The sequence below is a fragment of the Paraburkholderia phenoliruptrix genome (assembly GCF_047325075.1).
Lineage (GTDB): Bacteria > Pseudomonadota > Gammaproteobacteria > Burkholderiales > Burkholderiaceae > Paraburkholderia > Paraburkholderia phenoliruptrix.
Genome location: NZ_CP168530.1, coordinates 822,795 through 845,610 on the forward strand (window position 1 = coordinate 822,795; position 22,816 = coordinate 845,610).

Below are 22,816 nucleotides of genomic sequence, written 5' to 3' on the forward strand. Positions count from 1 at the left end.
GCGCGCCGCGAGACGCTTACTGCTTTTTCACGTGCAGATACGAAACCAGGTCGTTGATCGGGCCGACTTCGAGCCCGGACACGCCTGGCGGCATGGCGACCTGCGAGACCTGCTGGAACATGATGACGAACGGCGAACGCGCGAGCATTTCCTTTTGCATCGTCTGATAAAGCTCCGCGCGCTTCGTGGTGGACGACTCGGCAAGCGCGGCGTTGGTCTCTTTCGTGAGATCAGGAATGTCCCACGAATTGCGCCATGCGAGCATCTTGTAGGAGGACTTGTCGGAGTTGTCCGGATTCCACGCGAAGCCCTGCGCGTTGCTGTGCGGGTCGATATAGTCGGCGGACCATTCGCCGATATAGATGTCATGCTGACGCGCGCGATACTTCGCGAGCGTCTGCTTGTTGTCGCCCGGAACGATCTCGACCTTGATGCCGCCTTGCGCCAGATTGGCCTGCACCGCCTGGGCGATCTCGTTGTACGGATAGGCGCTGCGCACGTCCATGGTCACGCTGAAGCCGTTGGGCAAACCCGCCTTGGCCAGCAGCGCTTTCGCCTTGGCGACGTCCTGATGGTAGGGGTTGCTGTTGAGTGCGCCGAGAAAGCCTTCAGGCAAGAACGTCTGATGAACCTTGTAGGTCGTCTTCACAACGTTCGTCTGAATGCCGTTGTAATCGATCAGCCACTTCATCGCTTCCTGCACTTCGGGCTTCGCAAGATTAGGATTCTTGACGTTCAGGCCGAGGTACAGCAAGGTGGCTTGCGGAACGGCGTTTACGTGCGCCTTGTTCGATTTCGTCAAGGCCGCGAGGTCGTCGGGGCTCAGGTTGCGCGCCACGTCGGCGTCGCCGTTTTCAAGTAGCAAGCGTTGGCTCGACGCCTCGGGCACGTGGCGCAGCACGATGCGTTTCATCGCGAGCGGCATGCGGTAATCGTCGTATTTCTGCAGAATCAGGCTGTCGTTGGCAGTCCATTTGACGAGCTTGTAGGCACCCGAGCCGGCCTCGTTCGTGCGCAGCCATTCATTGCCGAAGTCATTGCCCTTCTGATGCGACATCAGCAGCTTCTTGTCGAGCACCGAGGCGGGCCACGCGCCGAGCACATTCAGCACGAACGTGGGCGCGTATTTCTGATCGGTCGTAATGCTGACTGTGGAGTCGTCGATCTTGCGGACTTTCTGCAGCGCATTGTCCTTGGTGAGGCCAATGCCTTGCAGCACGGCGGCGGCGCCTTTGTCGAGCAGCACACAACGCTGTATCGACCATGCGACGTCGTCGGCTGAGAGCGGATTGCCGGAATGGAACTTGAGGCCCGAGCGGATCTTGAAGGTGAACGTGAGTCCGTCGGGGCTCACGCTCCACGATTGCGCGACGTCGCCGTTGAATTTCGACGGGTCTTTCAGGTCCACGCGCACGAGGCGGTCATAGGTGTTCGCCACATATTCTTCGGGCACGAGTTCGTAGACTTCGCCGGGATCGAGCGTCGAGAATTCGTCGAGCGTCGTGGCAATGACAAGCATGTCTTTCGGCGTCGCGGCGAGCGCGCTGCCTGTCATCGTGACGGAAAAGGTCAGCGCGGACACGACCGCGACTGCTGCCAGCGCATTGCGCAAAACCAGATTCATACTTGCTCCGAATGTAAAGGAAGACAACCTGCAAACGGACAGCCAGGAACCCATCGGGATCAGATCACATCAATTTCAACGGGCCGCTTTCGCTGTTGTCGATCACGGGCAGCGCGCGCGAGCCGGGTAGTTCGTAGTGCCACCATTCGCTGGCAATGTGCGTAAAACCCGCTGCATGCATGATGCCGAGCAGCAGCAGGCGATTGCGCTGCACGTCTTGCGGCAGGCCAGGGTGAAAGTGCTCGGATGCCTTCACCATCTCGTCGAAACCCGTGCCCATGTCGAGCGGTTCGCCGTCGCCGTCTATCAGCGTGAGGTCGACGGCCGTGCCCCGGCTATGGTTCGAGCCGCGGCCCAGTTCGGCGATGTAAGTCGGGTCGGGCAGAAAGTCCCACAGCACCTGTTGCGCTTGCGGCGGCCGGTAGGCGTCGAAAATGCGCAAGCGCAGGCCGACGCTGTCCGCGAGATCGACGGCTTTGCGCAAGGCGGATTCCGCGGGTTCCAGCAGCAGGCAGTGTGCTTCGCGATAAATCGGCTTGCCGGTGAAGTTGCGCGGCGTCGCATAAACGAGGTCGATCTCCACGCGATGCGTGTCGGGCATGATGTGGACCAGGCGGGAAGTAGCGGTCATGGCGATCAGAATTCGAATTGGTCGAGTTCTCGCTGCAGTTCGCGATTGCGGGCAACGCGCTCGTCGATGGCCGGGCCGAGGCGCTCCACGATCGAGGTCAGCAGGAGATTGAAGAGACAGGTGAGCGGCGCGAGCGAGTCCCAGAACTGGCCGACGTCGGTCTTCACTTGCAGCAGATCGCAATGGAAGTCGCGTGCCCACGGGCAGTAAAGATCGGTGACGAGCGCAAAGGCGAGCTCGCGCTGCGCCGCGGCCTCGCAATAGCGGCGCGCGATGCGCGAATAGGCGCGCGTGTCGGTGACGATCAGATACGGCGAGGCGAACTCGGAGTTCAATGAATCGACATACGAACCCGACATGCCATCGGAATAGAACACGCGCGGCCGCAAGTATTCGAGGTAGCTGAAAAACGCGTTCGAAATGCCGCGCGTCGATTGAATGCCGACGATATACACGGCGTCCGCCGCGGCGACGCGCTTTGCCACGCGTTCAAACGCTTCGCTTTCTGCGAGGCGATAGACGTATCGCACTGCCTCGACTTCTAGATCCAGAGACCGTGCGCGTGCCGCCCGTTGCCGGCTCGTGCGCTCTGGGCCGCCCGCGTCGCGCTCGCTGCGATACGCGTCGAGGCGGTCGGTAATGAACCACGGCCGCGTTTGGCTACCGCGCAACTCGCGCTTCAGATCGTCCAGATTGCGATAGCCGATGCTGCGCAGAAAGCGCCCCACCGAAATGCCGCTCGTGCCGGTTTGCTGCGCGATCTGGTCCGCGGTTTCGAGCCCGAGGCGGTCCAGATTCGCGAGCATATACGTGGCGATGCGCTTGGCCGTCGGCGTGAGCGTCGTAAAACTCTGCTGGACCGTATCGGTAAACGCAGTGGGCATCGGCGTTCGTTATTTATCTGTCATGGGATCATGCGTTGGTAGCTATCTGACAAGGACAATAAAGCGAGCGCTACATTAATTTTTTTATCGGGGCGGACAATTCAATAGGCATAGGTTCGTGTGTGCGGTCGCGCATTCACCGCGCCGCCACGCGCCGCACAAAATCGAGCGTCAAGGCAGCGATCTCGTCGCTGGCTTCTTCCAGGGCGAAGTGGCCGGCGTCCAGCACATGTACTTCGGCGTCCGGAACGTCGCGCTGATAGGCGTGTGCGCCGGCCACGGTAAACGAAGGGTCGTGTCTGCCCCAGGTCACGAGCGTGGGCGGCCGATGCTCGCGCAGCCAGGCCTGCCAGCGCGGATACGACTGCAGATTGGTGCGGTAATCGTAGAAGAGATCTGTCTGAATGGCCGCCTGCCCGGGCCGCGCGAGAAACTGTTCCTCGTCGCGCCAGTTGTCCGGATCATAGCGCTGCGGGTTGGGACTCGTGCCCACGTGGCGCAGTTTCAATGCAGCCGGCGAGGCGAGGTTGGCCCACAGACTCGCTTCATGCTCCGCGCGGTCCTTCCAGAACGCCTTGCGCGTTTCCCACAGCGGCCCGAGTCCTTCTTCATGCGCGACTGCATTCTGGATCACGATGCCCATTACGCGTTCGGGCCGCGCCATGGCGAGCCGGAAGCCGACCGGACCGCCATAGTCGGCCATGAAGAGGACGTAGCGATCGAGCTTGAGCGCGTCGGTGAACTGTTCGATGGAACGCGCGAGGTTGTCGAACGTATAGGCGTAGCGTTCGGGCGCGGGCGCCTCGCTGTTGCCGAAGCCCGGATAGTCGGGCGCGACGACATGAAACTCCGGCGAGAGAAACGGCATGAGCGGTTCATACATCCGCGAAGACGACGGAAAGCCGTGCAGCAGCAGAACGGTCGGCGCGTCTTTCGGGCCGGCCTCGCGATAGAAGATGTCGACGCCTCCGGCGCTGACAGTCGGATAGCGGAAGGTGGAGCGGGTGGCGTCCATGGTCGGTTTTCCTCACGTTGGAAGAGGTGTGTTCAGGGCCGCGGCTCGGCGGCGGACGAGGCCGTTCGCGATTGGCACGACGTGCACGGCGGGCGCGCCGGCGCCCTGGTGTGCACGACATGCAGCAGGTTGGCGGCCAGCGCGAATGCGGCGGCGGCGATGCAGATGCCTGCCCAATGGCCGAGCGCCCACGCCGGCCCCGCGAGCAGTGCGCCGATGGCGCTGCCGACGAAAAACAAACCGGTGAAGAGTCCGTTCACGCGGCCACGCGCTTGCGGGTTGAGCAGATTGACGGCGCGGCGCCCCATCGCCTGATCGCCGATTACGCCGAGGTCGAGCAGCAGCGCCGCGACCACGAGCAGCGTGAGCGACGCCGCAGGCGACAAGCCGTTGCTGCCGCCGACGAGCGCGATGCCGGCCGCCAGCACGACGATAGTGTGGAAGGCGAGGGTGGCTTGCCGGTCGAGGCCGCGGTCGCCGAGGCGGCCCGCCACCGGCGCGATGACGGTGCTGCCCGCGCCGGCCAGCGCGAAGAGGCCGATGCCGACGTGGCCGAGGCGCAGCGGCGCACTCGCGAGCTTGAGCGCGACGCTCGTCCAGAAGAGGTTGAACGACACCATCAGCAAGCCTTGATACAGCGCGCGGCGACGCAGGACCGGTTCGTCGCGGATCAGATGCAGCAGCGAGCCGAGCAGCGCGGCATACGAACTCTGGTGAAGCGGACGCCGCTCGGGCAGATGCGTCCACAGCCACGCCGACATCGCGGCGAGCGCGGCGGCGTCGATTGCATAGTAGCTGCGCCATCCGAATGCGCCGGCGATCAGGCTGGCCGCCGGCCGCGACAGCAGCACGCCGAGCATGAGCCCGCTCATCACGTCGCCGACCACGCGACCGCGCTCGGCCTCCGGCGCCTGCGATGCCACGACCGGCACGAGCATCTGGATCGCGCTCGATGTCAGCCCGACGCAAAACGACGCAGCGAGGAAGACCACCGGCTCGCGCGCCGCCGCGAGCACCGCGAGCGACATCACCTGCGCGCCGAGCGTGCCCATGATGAGCCGCCGGTTCGGCCACAGGTCGACGAGCGGCACGAGGAGCAGCAGACCGGCGGCATAGCCGGTCAGCGTGAGCATCGTCACGAGGTTGGCCCACGCGCCGAGTCCGACCGACGTGGCGAGATCGTTCACGAGCGCCTGCGACGCGTACAGACCGAGTACCGCGATGCCGACGGCGATCGCATAAGGGCGCGCGGCGACCGTGGCAGGCCTGGCAGCGGCGGCGCTGCCCGAATCGTGTGGTGACATGCGCGGGTGCTCCGTGAGGACGATGTTCCGTATCCTACTCGCGCCTGTCTGATAGATAATCGGGGCGAAAAATGACTCTTTCTCCCGGAAAAATGGATAATGGATCGCTGCGTGACCTGGAAGTTTTTGTCGCGATTGCCGAAGAAGGCAATTTGACCGCGGCGGCGCGGCGGCTCGACCGATCGCTGCAGGCGGTGAGCCGTTCGCTGCAGGTGCTGGAGCGCGAGGCGGGAACCCTGCTCGTCGCGCGCACCACGCGGCAGTGCCGGCTGACCACGGCGGGCGAGCAGTTCTACACGCGCATCAAGCAGGTACTCGCCGATCTGGCCATGGCGCGCGCCGAACTCGCCGAGTATGCGACGACGGTGACGGGGCGCCTGCGCATTTGCGGTCCGACGCTCTTCGGTCCGCGTTATCTCGCGCCGCTCCTCGCGGCGTTTCTTGCGCGCTATCCGCAACTCACGGCGTCGCTTGATTTGTCGGAGGAGTACGACGACCCGGCGGTGAGCGGCGCCGACGTCACCATTCGTATTGGCGAGACGCCCGACTCGAATCTGATTGCGCGGCGGCTCGGCACGATTCGCCGCGTGACGTTCGCCTCGCCGGCTTATCTGGAGGCGCGCGGGCGTCCGCTGCGGCCGGCGGATCTGAAGCAGCACGATTGCGTGGTGCGCTCGGCTTTGCCGGAGGCGTCGCTGTGGCGCTACCGCAGCAAACGCGGCGTGGAGGAAGCGGTGCAGGTGCACGGGCGCTTCGAAAGCAACAGCACGGCTGCCATCAACGATGCGGTCGCGAGCGGTCTCGGCATTGGCCGGGCGGCGTACTGGCAGATCGGCGAGCTCGTACAGCAGCGCCGCGTGGAACTCATCCTGACCGACTACGAACTGTCGCCGCTGCCGTTGCAGGCGCTCTGGCTGCCCACGCGGCGCCTGCCGGCGCGCACGCGCCTGTTCGTGGAGTTTCTCGCGGCACGGCTCGAAAGCGTTGCGCTGTAGCGCGGCGGACCGGACCGATACGAGCCGGATGCCTTAACAGGTCGCGCAGAGTCGTTCGGATCGTGAGCAATCCTTACGCGGTCTGCGCGCTGTCGCCCGGCGCTTTCGCACGCCGCGCCACGGAGTGCCGTGTCTGAACGGCGGGCATAGTCGTTGCGGATCAACCTCCACACAAGTACATGTGGAGGACATCATGAGTATATTGAACCCGCAAGGCACTGCGTCGGGCACCGGCGGTGCGGACATCGTCGGCACGGGCACCGGAGAAGGCCCCGGACCGGAAGTCATGGCCGCGGCGACGCTCGACGACACCCAGGTCATTTCAGCGGACGGAGAAGACGTCGGCAAGATTTCGGACATCATGCTCGACGTGCGCAGCGGCAGGATCGCCTATGCGGTGCTGTCCGAAGGCGGCTTTCTCGGCATGGGCGCGAACCTGCACGCCATACCGTGGAATGCGCTTACGCTCGACACCGACGCCAAGTGTTTCCGCGTGAGCATCGACGCCCAGCGCATCAAGGACGACCCCGGCTTCGACAAGGACCACTGGCCTTCCATGGCCGATGCGTCGTGGGGCACGACGCTCCATCAGTACTACAACCGCGACCCGTACTGGTCGACGACGCGCGGCGTGGCAGATGTGCCGCCGGGAGATATCTGAGTTGTTCATCACGAACGCCGGCCTGCGCACAGCATGGCCGGCGTTTGTCTTATCGAGGGAGGCAACGATGAAGAGGGTAAAGAAAGCAGTGCTGGCTTCTGCATGTGCACTGGCGTTGGTCGGCACGGCGTTCGCGCAGGGTGCGGGCGGCGGCGGTTCCAGCGGCGGCGGTGGTAGCGGCAGCGGCGGCACGAGCGTCGGCGCGGGCGGAGCCGGCGTGAACGGAGCGAACGGCGCGGGGCAGGGCGGTGCAGGCATGAGTGCGCCCAACATGGGCGGCACGAGTGGCTCTACATCCACGATGAAAAGCGGCAAGTCCAAACATGCTGCGCCGACACGCATGCCGCAAAACGGCGCGCATGCCAAGGGCGCATCGGACACCGCTGCTTCGACTGCACAGTGAGCGGCCGCGGCAGCGCCGCGCCATACCATCGGGCGACACGCCTTGTTCGCAATTCGTGAGGATTGCACAAGGTGTGCCGCTTGACTGCTCGCGCGCTCAGGCACGCGATGCCGCACACGATAGCCCGCGAAATAAGCCCTTTTTCACCGGAATAAACTTCCTGCGCCCCTCGTTCATTGACCGTCAGCTTCTGTGGCAGAACGAGGAGTGCGGTCATGAAGTCTCTACTTGATGTATTCGGCGTCGCAGCCATCGCGGCGCTGGTGTCGTGCGGTGGCGGTTCCGGTTCGAACAGCGTCAACTCGCCGATCCAGTCGACGTTCACCGCGACGGCCCTCGTCTCCGACGGCGCCGTGCCCGCTGCCCACACCGACGCAAATCTGAAAAACCCCTGGGGCGTCGCTTTCAATCCAAAAGGTTTTGCCTGGGTGGCGGACAACGGCACCAACGTCGCGACGCTCTATGACGGCAATGGCGTGCCGCAATCGCTCGTCGTCACGATACCCGACGGCAGGAACGGTCCGGCATCGCCGACGGGCATTGTCTTCAACGGCACACAAAGCTTCGTGGTCACGGAAAACGGCAAGTCGGGACTCGCAGCGTTCATCTTCGCGGGCGAAGGCGGCACCCTGACCGCGTGGGCGCCCGCCGTCGGCCCGACCAATGCGTTCGTCATGTATGACGATGGGGCGGGCGGCGCGGTCTACAAAGGTCTCGCCATCGCTACCATGAACAACGGCAACTTCCTCTACGCGACGGACTTCCATAACAACAAGATCGACGTCTTCAATACATCGTTTGCCAAGGTCGCCATGCCGGGCGCTTTCACGGATCCGGCGATTCCCGCCGGCTTCGCGCCGTTCGGCATTCAGGCGATCGGCCAGAATCTGTTCGTCACGTACGCGAAGCAGGACGCCGCCAAACACGATGACGTCGCGGGCGCGGGCCTCGGCATGGTCGACGTCTACGACAGCGCGGGCAACCTCAAGCAGCACTTCGCGATCGGCGGCCCGCTTAACGCGCCTTGGGGCATGGCGGTGGCGCCCGCTAACTTTGGCTCGCTGAGCGGTGCGGTCCTGATCGGCAATTTCGGCGACGGCACGATCAACGCGTTCAATGCGACGAGCGGACAGTCGATGGGACGGCTCAATGGATCGAACGGCAGCCCGATTGTGGAACACGGCCTATGGGGCATTGCGTTCGGCAATGATCTTGACAGCCAGCCTTCCAGCACGCTCTTCTTCGCGGCGGGCCCGAACGACGAAGCCAACGGCGTATATGGAAGAATCGATCTGAACGCGACATCGAGTGCCGGCACAGGCACGAGCGCGGGCTCCGGCACCGGCACCGGCACCAGTTCCAGCGATGGGGCGAGCATCGGCATGTAGCGCCCGGCGCGCGGGAAACAGGCGCCGCGCGGCCGGCGAATGCGGCGCGGCGTCGTCGCCAAAGCGTGGGAAGCCTGACATTACGACGCAGGCATAGCGGTGTACTATCAAATGCGCAGGATCCACCTGCGCGCGGCATTTGGGTACATCGTCAATGGCGGTCATTGAACCCCGGCGAGGCCCTGGGGGAACGGCATGAGGGGCTGGCTTCTGGCATGGGAGTGCGCGTGTCTGCTGTCGGTTGCTGCGGCGCAGGGTATGCCGACTGCCGCCGTGCCCGCCAGCACCGTCGCCACGACCGACTTCCTGGCCGAGGCTAAGCGCGTCGTCAATGCGGCGGCGCAACCGGGGGCGCCCTGGAACGGACCGCGCGACGGGCCGCGCGCGCAGGCCGGCAAGCATATTGCCGTCGTCGCCGAGGACCTGCGCAACGGCGGCATTGTCGGTGTGGTCGACGGAGTGCTCGAGGCGGCCAAAGTGATCGGCTGGGGCGTCAAGATTTTCGACTCCGCCGGCACGCCCGACCTGCGCCTCAAGATGCTGGCGAATGCACTCGCCAGCCGCCCGGACGGCATGATCCTCGTGGGCAGCGACGCGCGCGCCCTGTTGCCCGGCCTGCGTCCGTTTGCCGAGCGCAACATTCCGGTTGTCGGCTGGCATGTGGCGGCCCAGGCCGGACCCGTGCCCGGCACCCCTCTCGCGATGAACGTGGCGACGGATCCCGTCGAAGTCGCGCGCGTGACCGCGCTGGCGGCGATCGTCCAGTCGGGCGGACATGCCGGCGTCGTCATCTTCACCGACTCCAACTTCCGGATCGCGCAAGCCAAGGCGGACGAAATGGCCGCCGTCGTGCGCGAGTGCAGCGGCTGCACACTGCTCGATATGCGCGACGTGCCGATTTCGCGCAGCCAGGAGCTGATGCCGGCCACCACCCGCGCCTTGCTCGCGCAGCACGGCAAGCGCTGGACCTACGCGCTCGCCGTCAACGACATCTATTTCGACTACGCCGCGCCGGTACTGACCCAGGCGGGCATGCCGAACGCGGGCATGGCGATGCTGTCGGCCGGCGACGGCAGCGAGTCCGCCTTCCTGCGGATCCGCACGGGCACCTTCCAGACCGGCACGGTCGCCGAGCCGCTCAATCTGCACGGCTGGCAACTGGTCGACGAGATGAACCGGCTCCTTGCCGGCGGCGGCGTGACGGGTTATGTGGTGCCCGTGCATCTCGTGACCGCGGAGAACATTACCGCGGACGGCGGCGATCGTCTGATCTATGACCCGGCCAACGGCTATCGCGACATCTATCGCCACATCTGGCAACGCCCGTGAAACTTCCGCTTCCACAGTCGCTTACCGCGCAGTTTGCGCTGGTGGTTTCCTGCCTCGCCGCGCTGGTGGTCGCGGTCGGCGCGACTACGCTTTATTCGCTGGGAAGCTCGGCCCACGCCGTCCGCCAATTGGCCGAAGAGCGGCTCGCGCGCCAGGAGGATGCGCACAACCTGGCGCAGCTCACGCTGATGATCGAACGCCTCGCGTTGCAGTTGTCCAGTGGCGAGACCGTGGACGTGGTGCGCGAAACGCATCGGCATGTGATCGAGGAGCTCGCCACTTTCGACCGCCTGGTGGACCGGCTCGCCGCCGCAACGACGAGCGAAGGCGTGAGTGTCGACGCGCTCGCGTTGCATCGCTCCAGCCAGCGCTTTCGCAACACGGTCAATATCGAGGCGCAGGTCCGCGAGACGGCGCTGCGCGCGGGAAGCACGCCGGGGGCCGCGCCCGAGGCTCGCGGGTCATCGGCGTCGGGAAGCCTCGAGGACGATCTGCGTCGCCAGGCCGACGCGCTCGCCGCCGCGGCGCGCCAGCAGGCGGATTACTTCACGCGCGACTATCGTCAGGCGGTGCAGGACCTCGCCGACAATGCCGACCGCACCCGAAAATGGGTGACCGGCGAAGTGGCGGTGAGCCTGCTGCTCGCCTGGCTGATCGCTCATGCCTTTCTCGGCCGCCATGTGGTTGGACGGCTGCGGCGCGTCAGTCACTTCCTGCGGCACGGTGACGTCGACAGCGCGCAAGCCGGGGTGCCCGTGCGCGGCGGCGACGAGATTGCCGACATGGCGCGCGCGGTCGAACAGTTTCTCGAAGACCGGCGCCAGCGCAGGCAGGCCGAGCAGGCACTGAAGGAACTCAACGCCGAACTGGAGGCGCGCGTCACGCAGCGCACGGCGGAGCTGAGCACGGCGCTCGCGGGCCTCACCGCCGAGATCGTCGAGCGGCAGCACGCGGAAGAGGCCGCACGTGCGAGCGAACACTTTCTCGACAGCATCATCGAGAACATTCCGGACACCATCTTCGTGAAAGACGCGGCGACGCTGCGCTTCGTCCGCTTTAACAAGGCGGGCGAGCAGCTGCTCGGCTACCGGCGCGAGGAACTCATCGGCAAGTCCGTCCACGATCTGTTTCCGCCGAGCGAGGCCGAGTTCTATGCGCTGAAGGATCGCGACGTGCTGAAGTCGCAGCAACTGGTGGACGTGCCGGACGAGCCGGTGCACACCCGTTATGGCGTGCGCCTTTTGCACACCATGAAGATTCCGATCGTCGACGTGCGCGGCGAGCCGCAGTTCCTGCTCGGCATTTCACGCGACATTACCGAGCAAAGGCGTGCCGAAGATGAACTGCGGCGCTATCGCGAGCACCTCGAAGACATGATCCGCGAGCGCACCGCCGAGCTTGCCGTCGCGAAGGAACACGCCGATGCGGCGAACCGGGCCAAGAGCGATTTTCTCGCGCACATGAGCCACGAGCTGCGCACGCCGTTGAACGGGATTCTCGGCTACGCGCAAATACTCAGGCGCGACAAGAACCTGGAGCAGCGCCAGGCGGACGGAATAGCGGTGATCCAGCGCAGCGGCGAACATCTGCTGGCGATCATCAACGATATTCTCGACATGGCGAAAATCGAGGCCGGCAAGGTGGACCTCTATCTTTCCGATGTGCTGCTCGAGCGCTTCATCTACTTTATCGCCGGGACCATCCGCCTGAAGGCGACGGAAAAGGGCCTCGCCTTCTCGTGCGACATGGCGCCCGGGTTGCCCGCGGCCGTGCGCGTCGACGAAAAGCGGCTACGCCAGGTGCTGCTCAACCTGCTCTCCAATGCAATTAAATTTACCGAGACGGGCAGCGTGCGTCTGCACGTCGACTGGACGCCGCCCACGCGGCTGCGTTTCGAAGTGCAGGACACTGGAATCGGCATCGAGGAAGCGCATCGGGAGACGATTTTCCGGCCTTTCGAGCAGGTGAGCGACGCGCGGCACCGCGTGGGCGGCACGGGGCTCGGGCTTGCCATCAGCCGGCAGCTCGTGCGCCTGATGGGCGGCGAGATTCAGGTCGAGAGCCGCCGCGGTGGGGGGAGCATCTTCCGGTTCGAACTGGATGTCCCGGCGGTGGCGCGCGAGGCCGCCGACGTGCCGCTCGAATGGACGGCAAGCGGCTACCACGGGCCGCGCAAGACGATCCTTGTCGTCGATGACGTCGCGGCGAATCGTGCCGTGATGGTCGATATGCTCGCGCCGCTCGGCTTCGAGATGGCGGAAGCGGGCAACGGACTGGAGGCGTTGCAGAAAGCAGAGGCGCTGCGTCCGTCGCTCATCCTCATGGATGTCGTCATGCCCGGCATGGACGGGCTGGAAGCGACGCGGCGCCTGCGCGCCATGCCGGAGTTCGCGCGCCTGCCCATCGTCGCGGTCTCCGCGGGCGCCTCGGGCAGCGATGCCGCGAAAAGCCTCGCCGCCGGTGCGAACGCCATGCTGTCCAAACCGGTTGATCTGAGCGTGCTGCTCTCGCAGATCGCGGTGCTCCTGAACCTCGAATGGAGCGACGACACGCCGCCCGAGGCGCGCGAACCGGCTATACGAATCACGGGTTCCTCCACGGACAACTTCATCGTGCCGCCCCATGAAGAGATGGAGGCGCTGCACTACCTCGCGCGGCTCGGCGACATGCGCGCCATCGTCCAGCACACCGAGCACCTGACCGAGCTCGACGAACGCTATCGTCCTTTCGCCGACCACCTGTGCCAGTTGGCGAAGCATTACCGGTCTCAGGCGATCGTCAGTTTCGTCGAGCAGTATCGGGGCGCGCGCGGCGCCGATTGATAACCGTACGACATCAATCGTTCAAAAAATTGCAATTCCCGTTTGACTGGCGAGGGGCCACTATGCGTCAAACGGCAAAGTGCGGACCACCGCATGTTGCAGGATTTCAGGAGACACATCGATGCACCCCTCCCCCTCTACCCTTGCCCCGGGCCAGTCCAAGGCCGCGGCGGTCTTCCGCGTCACGGCCGGGAATTTTCTCGAGCAGTTCGACTTCTTCCTGTTCGGCTTTTACGCGACGCAGATTGCCAACGTCTTTTTCCCGGCTGCCAGCGAATTCGCCTCGTTGATGATGACGTTCGCGGTCTTCGGCGCGGGTTTCCTGATGCGGCCGTTGGGCGCGATCGTGCTCGGCGCGTATATCGACGACGTGGGCCGCCGCAAAGGCCTGATCGTCACGCTGTCCATCATGGCGAGCGGCACCATTCTCATTGCGTTCGTGCCGGGCTACTCGACAATCGGCCTTCTCGCGCCCGCGCTGGTGCTGGTCGGCCGGCTGCTGCAGGGCTTCTCGGCAGGCGCGGAGCTGGGCGGCGTTTCGGTATATCTCGCCGAGATGGCGACGCCCGGCCGCAAGGGCTTCTTCACGAGCTGGCAGTCCGCGAGCCAGCAAGTGGCCATTGTCGTGGCCGCAGCCCTCGGCTTCGCGCTGAATCAGTCGCTGAATGCCACGGCCATTGCGGCGTGGGGATGGCGGGTGCCGTTCTTCGTCGGCTGCATGATCGTGCCGTTCATTTTCCTGCTGCGCCGCAATCTGCAGGAAACGCAGGAGTTCAAGGCGCGCCAGCATCGTCCGAGCATGAAGGAAGTGTTCCGCACGCTGGCGCAAAACTGGTCCGTGGTGATCGCCGGCATGATGCTGGTGGCGATGACGACCGCGAGCTTCTACCTCATCACGGTCTACGCGCCGACCTTCGGCAAGACGGTCTTGCATCTGAGCACGGCCGACAGTCTGCTCGTCACGCTGTGTGTCGCGGTGTCGAACTTCGTGTGGCTGCCCATCGGCGGGGCCATCTCGGACAAGATCGGCCGCCGGCCGCTGCTCGTCGGCATGACGGTGCTCGCCATTGCGACCGCGTATCCGGCGCTCTCGCTGCTTGCGCATGCGCCGAGCTTCATCAATATGCTGCTCGTGCTGCTGTGGCTCTCGTTCATGTACGGCATGTATAACGGCGCGATGGTCGTCGCGCTGACGGAAGTGATGCCGGTGCAGGTACGCGTCGCGGGCTTCTCGCTCGCCTACAGCCTCGCGACGGCCGTATTCGGCGGCTTCACGCCGGCGATCTCGACGGCGCTCATTCACATGACCGGCGACAAGGCCGCGCCCGGCTACTGGATGAGCTTTGCCGCCGCGTGCGCCCTTCTCGCGACCTTCGCGCTGTATCGCCGCCGCGCGGCGACGCTGACGCCGGCGCACTGATGCGCGTGGCGCTTCGCACGAATCTGAACACACCATCACACACGACTCCAATCATGAGACATCTGCTTCTGAAAGTCGCCGCCGCAGCCTGGCTTGCCACCTCGTTTGTTGCAGCGAATGTGCAGGCCGCCGACCTGCACGTCATGAGTTCCGGCGGCTTTACCGCGGCGTATAAAGTGCTCGGCCCGAAGTTCGCCTCCGAAACGGGCAACACGCTCGACACCGCGCTCGGTCCGTCGATGGGCAAATCGCCCGAAGCGATTCCCAACCGGCTCGAGCGCGGCGAGCCCGCGGACGCCGTCATCATGGTGGGTTATGCATTGGACGATCTGATCCAGAAGGGCAAGGTCATGCCCGGCTCGCGCGTCGAGCTGGCCGATTCGCGCATCGGCATGGTCGTGCGCGAAGGGGCGCCGAAGCCCGATATCAGCTCGGCGGAAGGCCTCCGGCAGGTGCTCCTGCACGCGAAGTCGATCGCCTACTCGGACAGCGCGAGCGGTGTCTACATTGAGCGCGAGCTGTTCAAAAAGCTCGGCATCGAGGATCAGGTCAAGTCGAAGGCGAAGATGATTCCGCGCATTCCGGTCGCCTCGGTCGTTGCGAACGGCGACTACGAAATCGGCTTCCAGCAGGTGAGCGAGTTGTTGCCGGTGAAGGGTGCGACGTTTGTCGGCAAGATTCCGGAGTCGCTGCAGTCGGTGACGCGGTTTGCCGCCGGCATTCCCGTCGGCGCCCAGCATCCGCAGGAAGCGAAAGCGCTGCTCGACTATCTCGCTTCGCCTGGCGTACAGGCCGCAGTGCAATCCACGGGGCTGGATTCGGTTTCCGCGCATTGACGTGAAGTGCAAGGGAGGGCTGCCCTATAGTGGCCCTCCTTGGGCGGCCTTCCTTGCGGCCTTGCTGTCAGGTCTCCGAAGTATGTCCCGCTGGGTTCCCTGCGCCGTCTTCACCATCCGCGCCGCCCGGCGCGGCCGCCCCGAGCCGCTGTGCCAGACGCCGACGGTCGCAGGCGCCTTCCCACATCGAAACGAAGATCACCGCGCAGGCGTTGCTGATCACGCTCGTCAGCGCGCGCGCCTCGGACATGAAGCGGTCGATGCCCACCAGCAGCGCCACCCCGGCGACGGGCAAATCGGGCATCACCGTCAGCGTCGCGACGAGGGCGACGAGCCCGCTGCCCGACACGCCGGCCGCGCCCTTCGACGTGAGCAGCATGACCGCGAGCATCGTCGCGATCTGCGTGGCTGAAAGCGGCACGTCGCACGCCTGGGCAATGAAAACGGAGGCAAGCGTCAGATAGATCGCGGTGCCGTCGAGATTGAACGAATAGCCGGCGGGCAGCACCAGACCCACGACGCCCTTGTCGCAGCCGAGCGCCTCCAGTCTCGCGATCAGGCGCGGCAGCACGGGCTCCGTCGACGATGTGGCGAGCACGATCAACAGTTCCTCGCGCAGGTAGCGCAACAGCCGCCACAGCGCGAAACCGTGCAGCCGCGCGAGCGGCGCAAGCACGAGCGCGATAAACAGCAGGCAGGCGACGTAGAGCGACACCGCCAGCATGCCCAGCGAGCCGACCGAGCGAATGCCGAAGCGCCCCACCGTGAACGCCATGGCGCCGAATGCGCCGAGCGGCGCGAGCCGCATGATCATCGTGAGGATGCGAAAGAGGCTTTGCGCGATACCGTCGACGAGCGCGAGTACCGGCGTTCCCGCCTTCGGATACCGATTCAGCGCGAAGCCGAACAGCAGCGAGAGCAGCAGCACGGGCAGCACCTCGCCCTTGTCGAAGGCGCCGAGCATCGTTTCGGGGATGACCCCCAGCGCAAACGCGACAAGACCGCGAGGCTCCGCGTGCTTCCCGTATTGCGCGAGGATGCTTGCGTCAAGACGGTGCGCGTCGATATGCAGGCCCGCGCCGGGTTGCAGCACGAACGCGGTGACGAGCCCGAGCACGAGCGCCACGGCGGTCAGCAAATAGAAGAGCGCGAGCGCCTGAAAGATGGTGCGCCCGATCGCCTTGCTGCTCGCCAGCGACGTGATGCCCGAGACGATCGTGCAGAAGACGATCGGCGCAATCATCATCCTCACGAGGCCGACGAATGCGTCGCTCAGCGGTTTGAGCAGCGCGCCCGCGTGCGGCAGGAAGTGGCCGAGCGCGATGCCGGCTACCATGCCCAGCAGTACTTGCACATACAGGGAGCGAAGGGATCGTGCGAGGTTCACAGGGCGGTCTTCCTGCCCGTCTGCCGTGCCGGTGCAGATGTTTCGCCGGAAGCATCGTTGCTTGCAACGCCGCTGCGCCGCATGTCGAGAATGGTTTTGTGAAACTCCTGCGCGGCCGGCGTGAGTGGCCGCCCGCGGCGCCTCACGATACCCACCCGCCGTTTCACCACCGGTTCGACGAGCGGCACACTGGTGAGGATGGGATGATCGCGTCCGGGCATCGCCATCGACGGCACCGCGGCAACGCCGAGCCCCGCCTCGATCAGGCCGAGCAGGGTCGTGACATGGCGCGTTTCGCAGACGCTCGGCGCACGTGGCGCGACGGACGACAGCGCCTGGTCGAGCAGCAGGCGGTTGCCCGAAGTCTTGTCGACCGAAACGTAGTCGTGCTCATAAAGCTCGTTCCACGTCACGCGCTTCTTGCGCGCGAGCGGGTGGTCGCGACGGCAAGCCGCAACGAAGCGCTCCTGCAGCAGCAGCTTGAACTCGACCTCGGGCTCCTGGCTGCCCATGAAACTCACGCCGAAATCCGCTTCGCCGCTGATGACGGCGCCCAGCACCTCGTTCGCGCTCGAATCCAGCAGCTTGACGCGGATACGCGGAAACCGGCGATGGTAGCTCGCAATCGCGCCCGGCAAAAAGTAATAGGCCACCGACGGCACGCAGGCGATGGTCACATGACCCAGACGGCTCGACGAAACATCGCGGATGCCGAGCAGCGCGACGTCGAGATCGTCGAGCAGTTGTTCCGCGCTTGGCGCGAATACGCGGCCGACAGTGGTGAGCGTCACGCTGCGCGTGGTGCGCTCGAAAAGACGCACGCCGAGTGCTTCCTCGAGCTTTTCGATGCGGCGGCTCAAAGCCGGCTGCGAGATACTGACCGCCTCGGCGGCCTTGCGGAAGCTCCCGAGCTCCACTACCGCGCGAAACGCCTGCAGGTCGTTCAGATCAAAGTTGATGCCCACGGGTCACTCTCCCCATTCTGGATGCGGGCATTTTGCATGACCTATCCGGACGCGGCCATTGTGAAGTACCCGGTTCGACTTGTGCTCACTAGAACCGGTACAAAACCGACGCCATGCCGTTCAGATCCAGCCGGCGCTGCGTGATCGGGCTGCCGGCGGCGCTCTTTTCCAGCCGTCCGATCACGGCGGCGGCGTTCGCCGACCAATGCGAGTTGAACTTGTAGGTGGCGTTCACGTTGAAATGCACGTCCCGCACGCCGGAGCCCGTCGCATATTGAGGCAGGCCCGAGGCGGCGCTTTCCTGAGCGTTGACGCCGAAAAAAGTCCGCGTGTAGGTGGCGTTGGCCCACGTCACGCCCGGCCCCACGGACAGCAGCAGGTTGCCGAGCGGCGCGGACACGAAGAGGTCCGCCATGGCGGTCAGCCCTTGCCCTGTTCCTGCGATGTCCTGGTACACCGCCGCCGAACCCGTGAAGGCCCACCAGGTGTAGTCGGCGAAAAGACGCAGCTTCGGTCCGTAATGCACGTCGGGCAAGCCTCGCAGGCGTGCGTCGTGCGATGCGCTGCGCGACTGGAAATCGAAGCTGAGCGATGCCCCGACGTGGTAGTTCTCGCCGAGCAGCGCATTCACGCCGAGAACATCCGGGCCTTGCGAGAACACGCGGTCCTTCCACGAAATGTCCTGGACCGGAAAGGGCAGCACCTGAACCTGCGACGAACCGGGATATTTCGGAAACACATACAAGCCAGGCCCGACCGATATTTTCCAGTCGCTTGCCGCCTGAGTCTCAGCGGCCTGCGCCGCGCTCGCCGCGCTCGCCGCGCCCGTTACCGCGAAGGCGCCCAACGTGCTCATGATGAATGCACGCTTCATTCTTTCCTCGCTACGGTCGCCAGTTGCCGCAGGCGGCGCGCAAGCGCGCGCGAGATCACCGGCGTGGGTGTCGTGCTGGAGACGGTGGCCGCCACGCTTTCCCGCAGAAAAAGCGCACATTCGCGCGCGACGACTTCGCGCTCGTTGTCGGACGTGATCATGTGATAGGAGTCGTCAAGCCAGATGGTTCGCAGAAAAGAAGCCCCGATGTGCGTGCCGACGAATCGCGCATTGTGCGGACTCGAGGTCTCGTCGTCGATGGCATGGAGAATCAGGCAGTCCGTCCGGACGCCCTTCAGCTTCTTGCGCACCCAGCCCGCCAGCCGGCCGGCCTCGTGCAGCGCCGGCATGCTGATCGACGCGGGTCCGACTTCGCTGATGTCGTTCTTCTGCATCGCGCGCGCGATCTTGGAACGCAACGCTTCGTTGCGCAGGCCGTACGGTTCGTGCTCGCGGTAGCGGTAACGGGAGCGCATCGGCGTGTAATAGACGTAGTCCAGCAGAAAGCGGTACCACGGGATCGCCCAGCCGTCGTAGCTCAATGTGATCGACAGCAGCAGCAAGGCGCGTGCGGCCGGCCGTTCGTGCGCGAGCGCGGCGGCGAGGGTGGCGCCCATCGAGAGACCGCAGACGGAGACATGGCGGTGGCGCGCGGCGAGCTTGTCGAACTCGGCGACGGCGGCGCTGATCCACTGCTCCATCGGCTGATGTCCGGCGCCTGCGCTGTAGCCGGGCAACTCGGGCGTATGAGTGACGAAGCCCTCGTCCGCGAGAAGGCGGGCGAGAAAGCGCAGCTCCAGCGGCGAGCTCGACAGACCGTGCAGCAGCAGGACGGCGTGATCGCCGGTTTCCATGCTCGAAAGAGGGGAGGCGCTCATGTCAGTCCTCCGCTCGCAGAATCAGGAATTCGCCGGAGGACGTGATGAAGCGCTCGCACACGCATTCCACCGGCCGCCAGTCGTCGCGGCCGCCGGACAGGAAGCGCATGCGGTGGTGCCCGGGCGTGAGATGGCCGCTGACGCGGGCCAGGTCCTCCTGGTGCACTTGCGCGTGCTTCGTGCAATACGCGATGCCGGCATGCAACGACGCGTCGCCTGTCGATCCGTCGGGCATGGCGGTGGCCCCGGCCGCGACGAAGCTGCCCGGCGGCAGGCTGTTGGCGGGATCGAGCGCCTTGATGAGGATGAGCGTGCGCTGATACTGGGCGATGTGATGCAGCATGCGATGCATTTCATCCGTCGCGCGGCGCGCCAGCAGCCGCTCGTTGTCATGGCGCAGCAGCATTTCATAGCGCGATTGCGCCACGGCGCCGAGCAGTTCCGCGCGGTACTGCGCGCGCCTCAGGCGCTCGACGAGCGTGATGACGAGGATAGTAATGAGCGGATACGAGATCAGCAGGCGGATGTCGGACGCGTCGATCACGTCGATGTGTCCATAGGGCGGCACGAAAAGATAGTCGGCGAGGCACAACCCGAGCAGCATCACGCCTATTGCGGGCGCGAGGCCGCAGTAGTATTCGACCAGCACGGCAGCAATGAGAAACGATGCGCCCGGCATGACCGGCCCGAGCAGCGGGTGCAGCAGCGTTCTGACGATGGCGGCTGAAACGAGGGCCGCCGCCGCGACGATCCACCTGTTACGGCCGCGCGGCGCCCACCGCCTTGAATTTCTGACTTCCATGCATTCGACGCGAAGATATGACCTTTCACCTTGATAACGGCGATAGGTAAAAAAGCTTGAGCAGACCGCGCGAGGTCCGCCACGCGACTGACTTCATCGACCGGGCATTGTAATCGCGCGTCGCGGATCGTGCCCTGTGTCCCGACGGCGGCATGGCGCCCGAAGCGCATAATATGTTCACCCGCAGCGGCGGCGAAGATCGCGCGGCCATGGGTTAGCGGCCATAATGTGCCGCTGTAATCGACTTCAAGGGCGAACAAACGATGGACAAGCAAGGCTTTACCACGAGCATCGTGCACGGCGACAGGATCACGGGCACCGAGCACGGTGGCGTGCGCCAACCGATTCATACGTCCGTGCAATATGGCTTTGAGCGCGTCGAGGATCTGATCGGCGTGTTTCAGGGCACGCGCAAGGGCGGTTTCAACTACGCGCGCCAGGGCACGCCCACCACCGCCGCGCTCGAGCGCAAGATCACGAGCCTCGAAGACGGGCTCGGCAGCATCTGCTTCGGCACCGGCATGGCTGCGATCACCGCGATCTTCCTCACGCTGCTGCGTGCGGGCGATCACCTCGTGTCGAGCCGCTACGTTTTCGGCAACACGAACAGCCTGTTCGGCACGTTGCGCACGCTGGGCGTGGAAGTGACAACCGTCGATGCCGGCGACGCAGAGAACGTGAAGAACGCGCTGCAGCCGAATACGCGGATGGTGTTCGTCGAAACCATCGCGAATCCGGGCACGCAGATTCCCGACTTGCAGGGTATCGGCGAGCTGTGCCGCGAGCGCGGCATCGTCTATGTGGTCGACAACACCATTACGTCGCCGGCCTTATTCAGGCCGAAAGCGGTCGGCGCCAGTCTCGTCGTCAACTCGCTCACCAAGACGATCGCGGGCCATGGCGCCGCGCTCGGCGGGGCGGTGACGGACACGGGCCTGTTCGACTGGAGCGCGTATCCGAATATTGCGGACGACTACCGGCGTGCACCGGCGAAGGAGCAGGGTCTGTTGCAGATCCGCAAGAAGGGCTTGCGCGACATGGGGGCCTCGTTGTCGTCGGAGCAGGCGCACTCCATCGCGATGGGCGCCGAGACGCTCGCCTTGCGGGTGAAGCAGAGCAGCGACAACGCGCTGGCGCTGGCGCGTTTCCTGCAGGGCCACGAAGCGATCGGCAAGGTGTTCTATCCGGGGCTCGAGAGCCATCCGCAACACGGCGTCGCGCAGGCGCTGTTCAAGGGCGCGTCGTGGCTGCTGTCGTTCGAATTGCGCGACGCAGAGCGCATGGCGGAGGTCGTCAACGCACTGCGCTTGCCGATCAAGGCGACGGGTCTCGGCGACACGCGCACGCTCATCATTCCGGTCGCGCCCACAATCTTCTTCGAGGCGGGCGCCGAAACGCGCAAGGCGATGGGCATTTCCGATGGCATGCTGCGCTTGTCGGTGGGCATTGAAGACATTGAGGATCTGTTGGCGGACTTCGAGCAGGCGCTCAAGCTGGCCGCGTAAGCTGCCGCGCTGCACGGCCGCCTGAAAAGAAGCAAGGCTGAGCTCTCGCGCGTGCGTGCGGGCCGCCGGCGAGATGCCCCGCCCGATGCGCGTCCAGTCGTCTGCGACGATTGGGCGGCATCGGGCGAGGCTCGCGGGTCAGCCAACGAGCCCTGTGGCGAACTCGCGATAGGCGTGCAGCGGGCGGCCCAGCATGCCGGTAAGACGCTCGACGTCTCCCGCCTCCGGCACCATGCCGTCGCTGACATAGCGCTCGGCCATCAGGCGCATCTCATAGGCCATCCATGTCGGCATGAACGTCGCCAGGTTCTGCTCGAAGCCGCTCGGATCGTCGCCGCCATAGGCAACCGGGCGGCCGAGCACCTCGGACCAGATAGCGGCCAGCTTCGCACCCGTCAGCGTGTCGGGCCCGACCAGATTGATGATGTCGAGCGGCAGTTTGCCGGGCGCATCGTTACGACGCAGCAGTTCGATGGCCGCAACTTCCGCGATGTCACGCGTGTCGATCATCGCGACGCCCTTGCTGCCGATGGGCATCGGATAGACGCCGTGATTGACGATCACGTCGCGGATCATGAGCTCGTTGTCCATGAAGTAAGCCGGACGCAGAATCGTCGCGCTGAATCCCATCTCTTCGATCATGCGCTCGGCGCCGGATTTCACGGCAAAGTGCGGCACATTCACAAACCGCTCGGCGTGGATGACGGACAGATAGACCACGCGCTCGACACCCGATTCGCGAGCAACGTTGAGTGCGATGAGCGCCTGGGTGAACTCGTCGCCCGCCACGGCATTGAGCAGAAACAGCGTGCGCACGCCGGAGAAGGCTTTGCGGAGGGAGTCGACGTCGAGCATATCTCCCTGAACGACGGTCACGGCCGGCGGGAAGTCCGCTTTCGACGGATCGCGCACCAGCACGCGCACGTCGGCGCCGCGGTTGACGAGTTGATTGACGACCTGGCGGCCGACACGGCCGGTGGCACCGGTTACGAGGATAGTCATGATGTTCACTCCTTGAGTGGGTTGGGACGGCTCTAAGGTAAGTGATCCATCTACGGTCCGGAAGATGCTATAAATAGACAGGGTGTCTCAC

20 protein-coding genes are annotated in these 22,816 nt (G+C 64.9%); 9 read left to right on the top strand and 11 right to left on the bottom strand.

Features of this window, described 5'->3' with window-relative positions; all coding sequences use genetic code 11:
• Window positions 1-16: 16 nt before the first annotated feature.
• The 5 genes from ACEN8U_RS03580 to ACEN8U_RS03600 form a co-directional block, all read right to left on the bottom strand.
• Window positions 17-1,624 (bottom strand): ABC transporter substrate-binding protein, encoded by a 1,608-nt coding sequence (locus ACEN8U_RS03580; protein WP_368608137.1) that lies wholly within the window; start codon window positions 1,622-1,624, stop codon window positions 17-19.
• Between the two features lie 64 nt (window positions 1,625-1,688).
• Window positions 1,689-2,255, bottom strand: a complete 567-nt coding sequence (ddpX, locus tag ACEN8U_RS03585) for a D-alanyl-D-alanine dipeptidase (RefSeq protein WP_368577619.1) — start codon at window positions 2,253-2,255, stop codon at window positions 1,689-1,691.
• Between the two features lie 5 nt (window positions 2,256-2,260).
• Window positions 2,261-3,139: a sap1 transcriptional regulator SapR gene (gene sapR / locus ACEN8U_RS03590; RefSeq protein ID WP_368577617.1), complete on the bottom strand. Its 879-nt coding sequence runs from the start codon at window positions 3,137-3,139 to the stop codon at window positions 2,261-2,263.
• Between the two features lie 136 nt (window positions 3,140-3,275).
• Window positions 3,276-4,154, bottom strand: a complete 879-nt coding sequence (locus tag ACEN8U_RS03595; RefSeq protein WP_368608136.1) for an alpha/beta fold hydrolase — start codon at window positions 4,152-4,154, stop codon at window positions 3,276-3,278.
• A 32-nt stretch (window positions 4,155-4,186) separates the two neighbouring features.
• A complete protein-coding gene (locus ACEN8U_RS03600) occupies window positions 4,187-5,458 on the bottom strand; it encodes an MFS transporter (protein ID WP_368608135.1) in 1,272 nt (423 codons plus the stop codon).
• Window positions 5,459-5,550: 92 nt separating this feature from the next.
• Between ACEN8U_RS03600 and ACEN8U_RS03605 the strand changes: the two genes are divergently transcribed.
• From ACEN8U_RS03605 to ACEN8U_RS03640, 8 genes are all read left to right on the top strand, one after another.
• A complete protein-coding gene (locus tag ACEN8U_RS03605; protein ID WP_413657315.1) occupies window positions 5,551-6,453 on the top strand; it encodes a LysR family transcriptional regulator in 903 nt (300 codons plus the stop codon).
• A 193-nt stretch (window positions 6,454-6,646) separates the two neighbouring features.
• Window positions 6,647-7,114, top strand: a complete 468-nt coding sequence (locus ACEN8U_RS03610; RefSeq protein ID WP_368577611.1) for a PRC-barrel domain-containing protein — start codon at window positions 6,647-6,649, stop codon at window positions 7,112-7,114.
• A gap of 67 nt (window positions 7,115-7,181) precedes the next feature.
• Window positions 7,182-7,517 carry a hypothetical protein gene (locus ACEN8U_RS03615; protein ID WP_368577609.1) on the top strand — a complete coding sequence of 112 codons (336 nt, stop codon included), beginning with the start codon at window positions 7,182-7,184 and terminating at the stop codon, window positions 7,515-7,517.
• Window positions 7,518-7,732: 215 nt separating this feature from the next.
• Window positions 7,733-8,905, top strand: coding sequence for a TIGR03118 family protein (locus ACEN8U_RS03620; RefSeq protein WP_368608133.1), 1,173 nt, complete (start codon window positions 7,733-7,735; stop codon window positions 8,903-8,905).
• A gap of 195 nt (window positions 8,906-9,100) precedes the next feature.
• A complete protein-coding gene (locus tag ACEN8U_RS03625) occupies window positions 9,101-10,234 on the top strand; it encodes a substrate-binding domain-containing protein (protein WP_368577607.1) in 1,134 nt (377 codons plus the stop codon).
• Window positions 10,231-13,056 carry an ATP-binding protein gene (locus ACEN8U_RS03630; RefSeq protein WP_413657318.1) on the top strand — a complete coding sequence of 942 codons (2,826 nt, stop codon included), beginning with the start codon at window positions 10,231-10,233 and terminating at the stop codon, window positions 13,054-13,056. The genes ACEN8U_RS03625 and ACEN8U_RS03630 overlap by 4 nt, the downstream gene beginning before the upstream one ends.
• Before the next feature lie 121 nt (window positions 13,057-13,177).
• Window positions 13,178-14,476 carry an MFS transporter gene (locus tag ACEN8U_RS03635; protein WP_368577602.1) on the top strand — a complete coding sequence of 433 codons (1,299 nt, stop codon included), beginning with the start codon at window positions 13,178-13,180 and terminating at the stop codon, window positions 14,474-14,476.
• Window positions 14,477-14,529: 53 nt separating this feature from the next.
• Complete coding sequence (locus ACEN8U_RS03640) at window positions 14,530-15,312, top strand: substrate-binding domain-containing protein (protein WP_368608131.1); 783 nt, start codon at window positions 14,530-14,532, stop codon at window positions 15,310-15,312.
• Window positions 15,313-15,379: 67 nt separating this feature from the next.
• Here the strand turns inward: ACEN8U_RS03640 and dctA are convergent, their stop codons facing one another.
• From dctA to ACEN8U_RS03665, 5 genes are all read right to left on the bottom strand, one after another.
• Complete coding sequence (gene dctA / locus ACEN8U_RS03645; RefSeq protein WP_368608130.1) at window positions 15,380-16,699, bottom strand: C4-dicarboxylate transporter DctA; 1,320 nt, start codon at window positions 16,697-16,699, stop codon at window positions 15,380-15,382.
• The gene (locus tag ACEN8U_RS03650) at window positions 16,696-17,664 is read right to left on the bottom strand and encodes a LysR family transcriptional regulator (RefSeq protein WP_368577596.1); all 969 of its coding nucleotides are present in this window, start codon (window positions 17,662-17,664) and stop codon (window positions 16,696-16,698) included. The genes dctA and ACEN8U_RS03650 overlap by 4 nt, the downstream gene beginning before the upstream one ends.
• An 88-nt stretch (window positions 17,665-17,752) precedes the next feature.
• Window positions 17,753-18,538, bottom strand: a complete 786-nt coding sequence (locus tag ACEN8U_RS03655; protein WP_368577595.1) for a MipA/OmpV family protein — start codon at window positions 18,536-18,538, stop codon at window positions 17,753-17,755.
• The gene (locus tag ACEN8U_RS03660; RefSeq protein ID WP_368577594.1) at window positions 18,535-19,416 is read right to left on the bottom strand and encodes an alpha/beta hydrolase; all 882 of its coding nucleotides are present in this window, start codon (window positions 19,414-19,416) and stop codon (window positions 18,535-18,537) included. Before ACEN8U_RS03660 ends, ACEN8U_RS03655 begins: the two co-directional genes overlap by 4 nt.
• Window position 19,417: 1 nt before the next feature.
• Complete coding sequence (locus ACEN8U_RS03665) at window positions 19,418-20,218, bottom strand: DUF4118 domain-containing protein (protein WP_368608129.1); 801 nt, start codon at window positions 20,216-20,218, stop codon at window positions 19,418-19,420.
• A 263-nt stretch (window positions 20,219-20,481) separates the two neighbouring features.
• On the opposite strand from ACEN8U_RS03665, the gene ACEN8U_RS03670 reads away from it, so the two are divergent.
• Window positions 20,482-21,723: a cystathionine gamma-synthase family protein gene (locus ACEN8U_RS03670; RefSeq protein ID WP_413657322.1), complete on the top strand. Its 1,242-nt coding sequence runs from the start codon at window positions 20,482-20,484 to the stop codon at window positions 21,721-21,723.
• 138 nt (window positions 21,724-21,861) lie between these two features.
• Here ACEN8U_RS03670 and ACEN8U_RS03675 read toward each other — a convergent pair whose 3' ends face one another.
• Window positions 21,862-22,725, bottom strand: coding sequence for an SDR family oxidoreductase (locus tag ACEN8U_RS03675; RefSeq protein ID WP_368577590.1), 864 nt, complete (start codon window positions 22,723-22,725; stop codon window positions 21,862-21,864).
• Window positions 22,726-22,816: the final 91 nt, after the last annotated feature.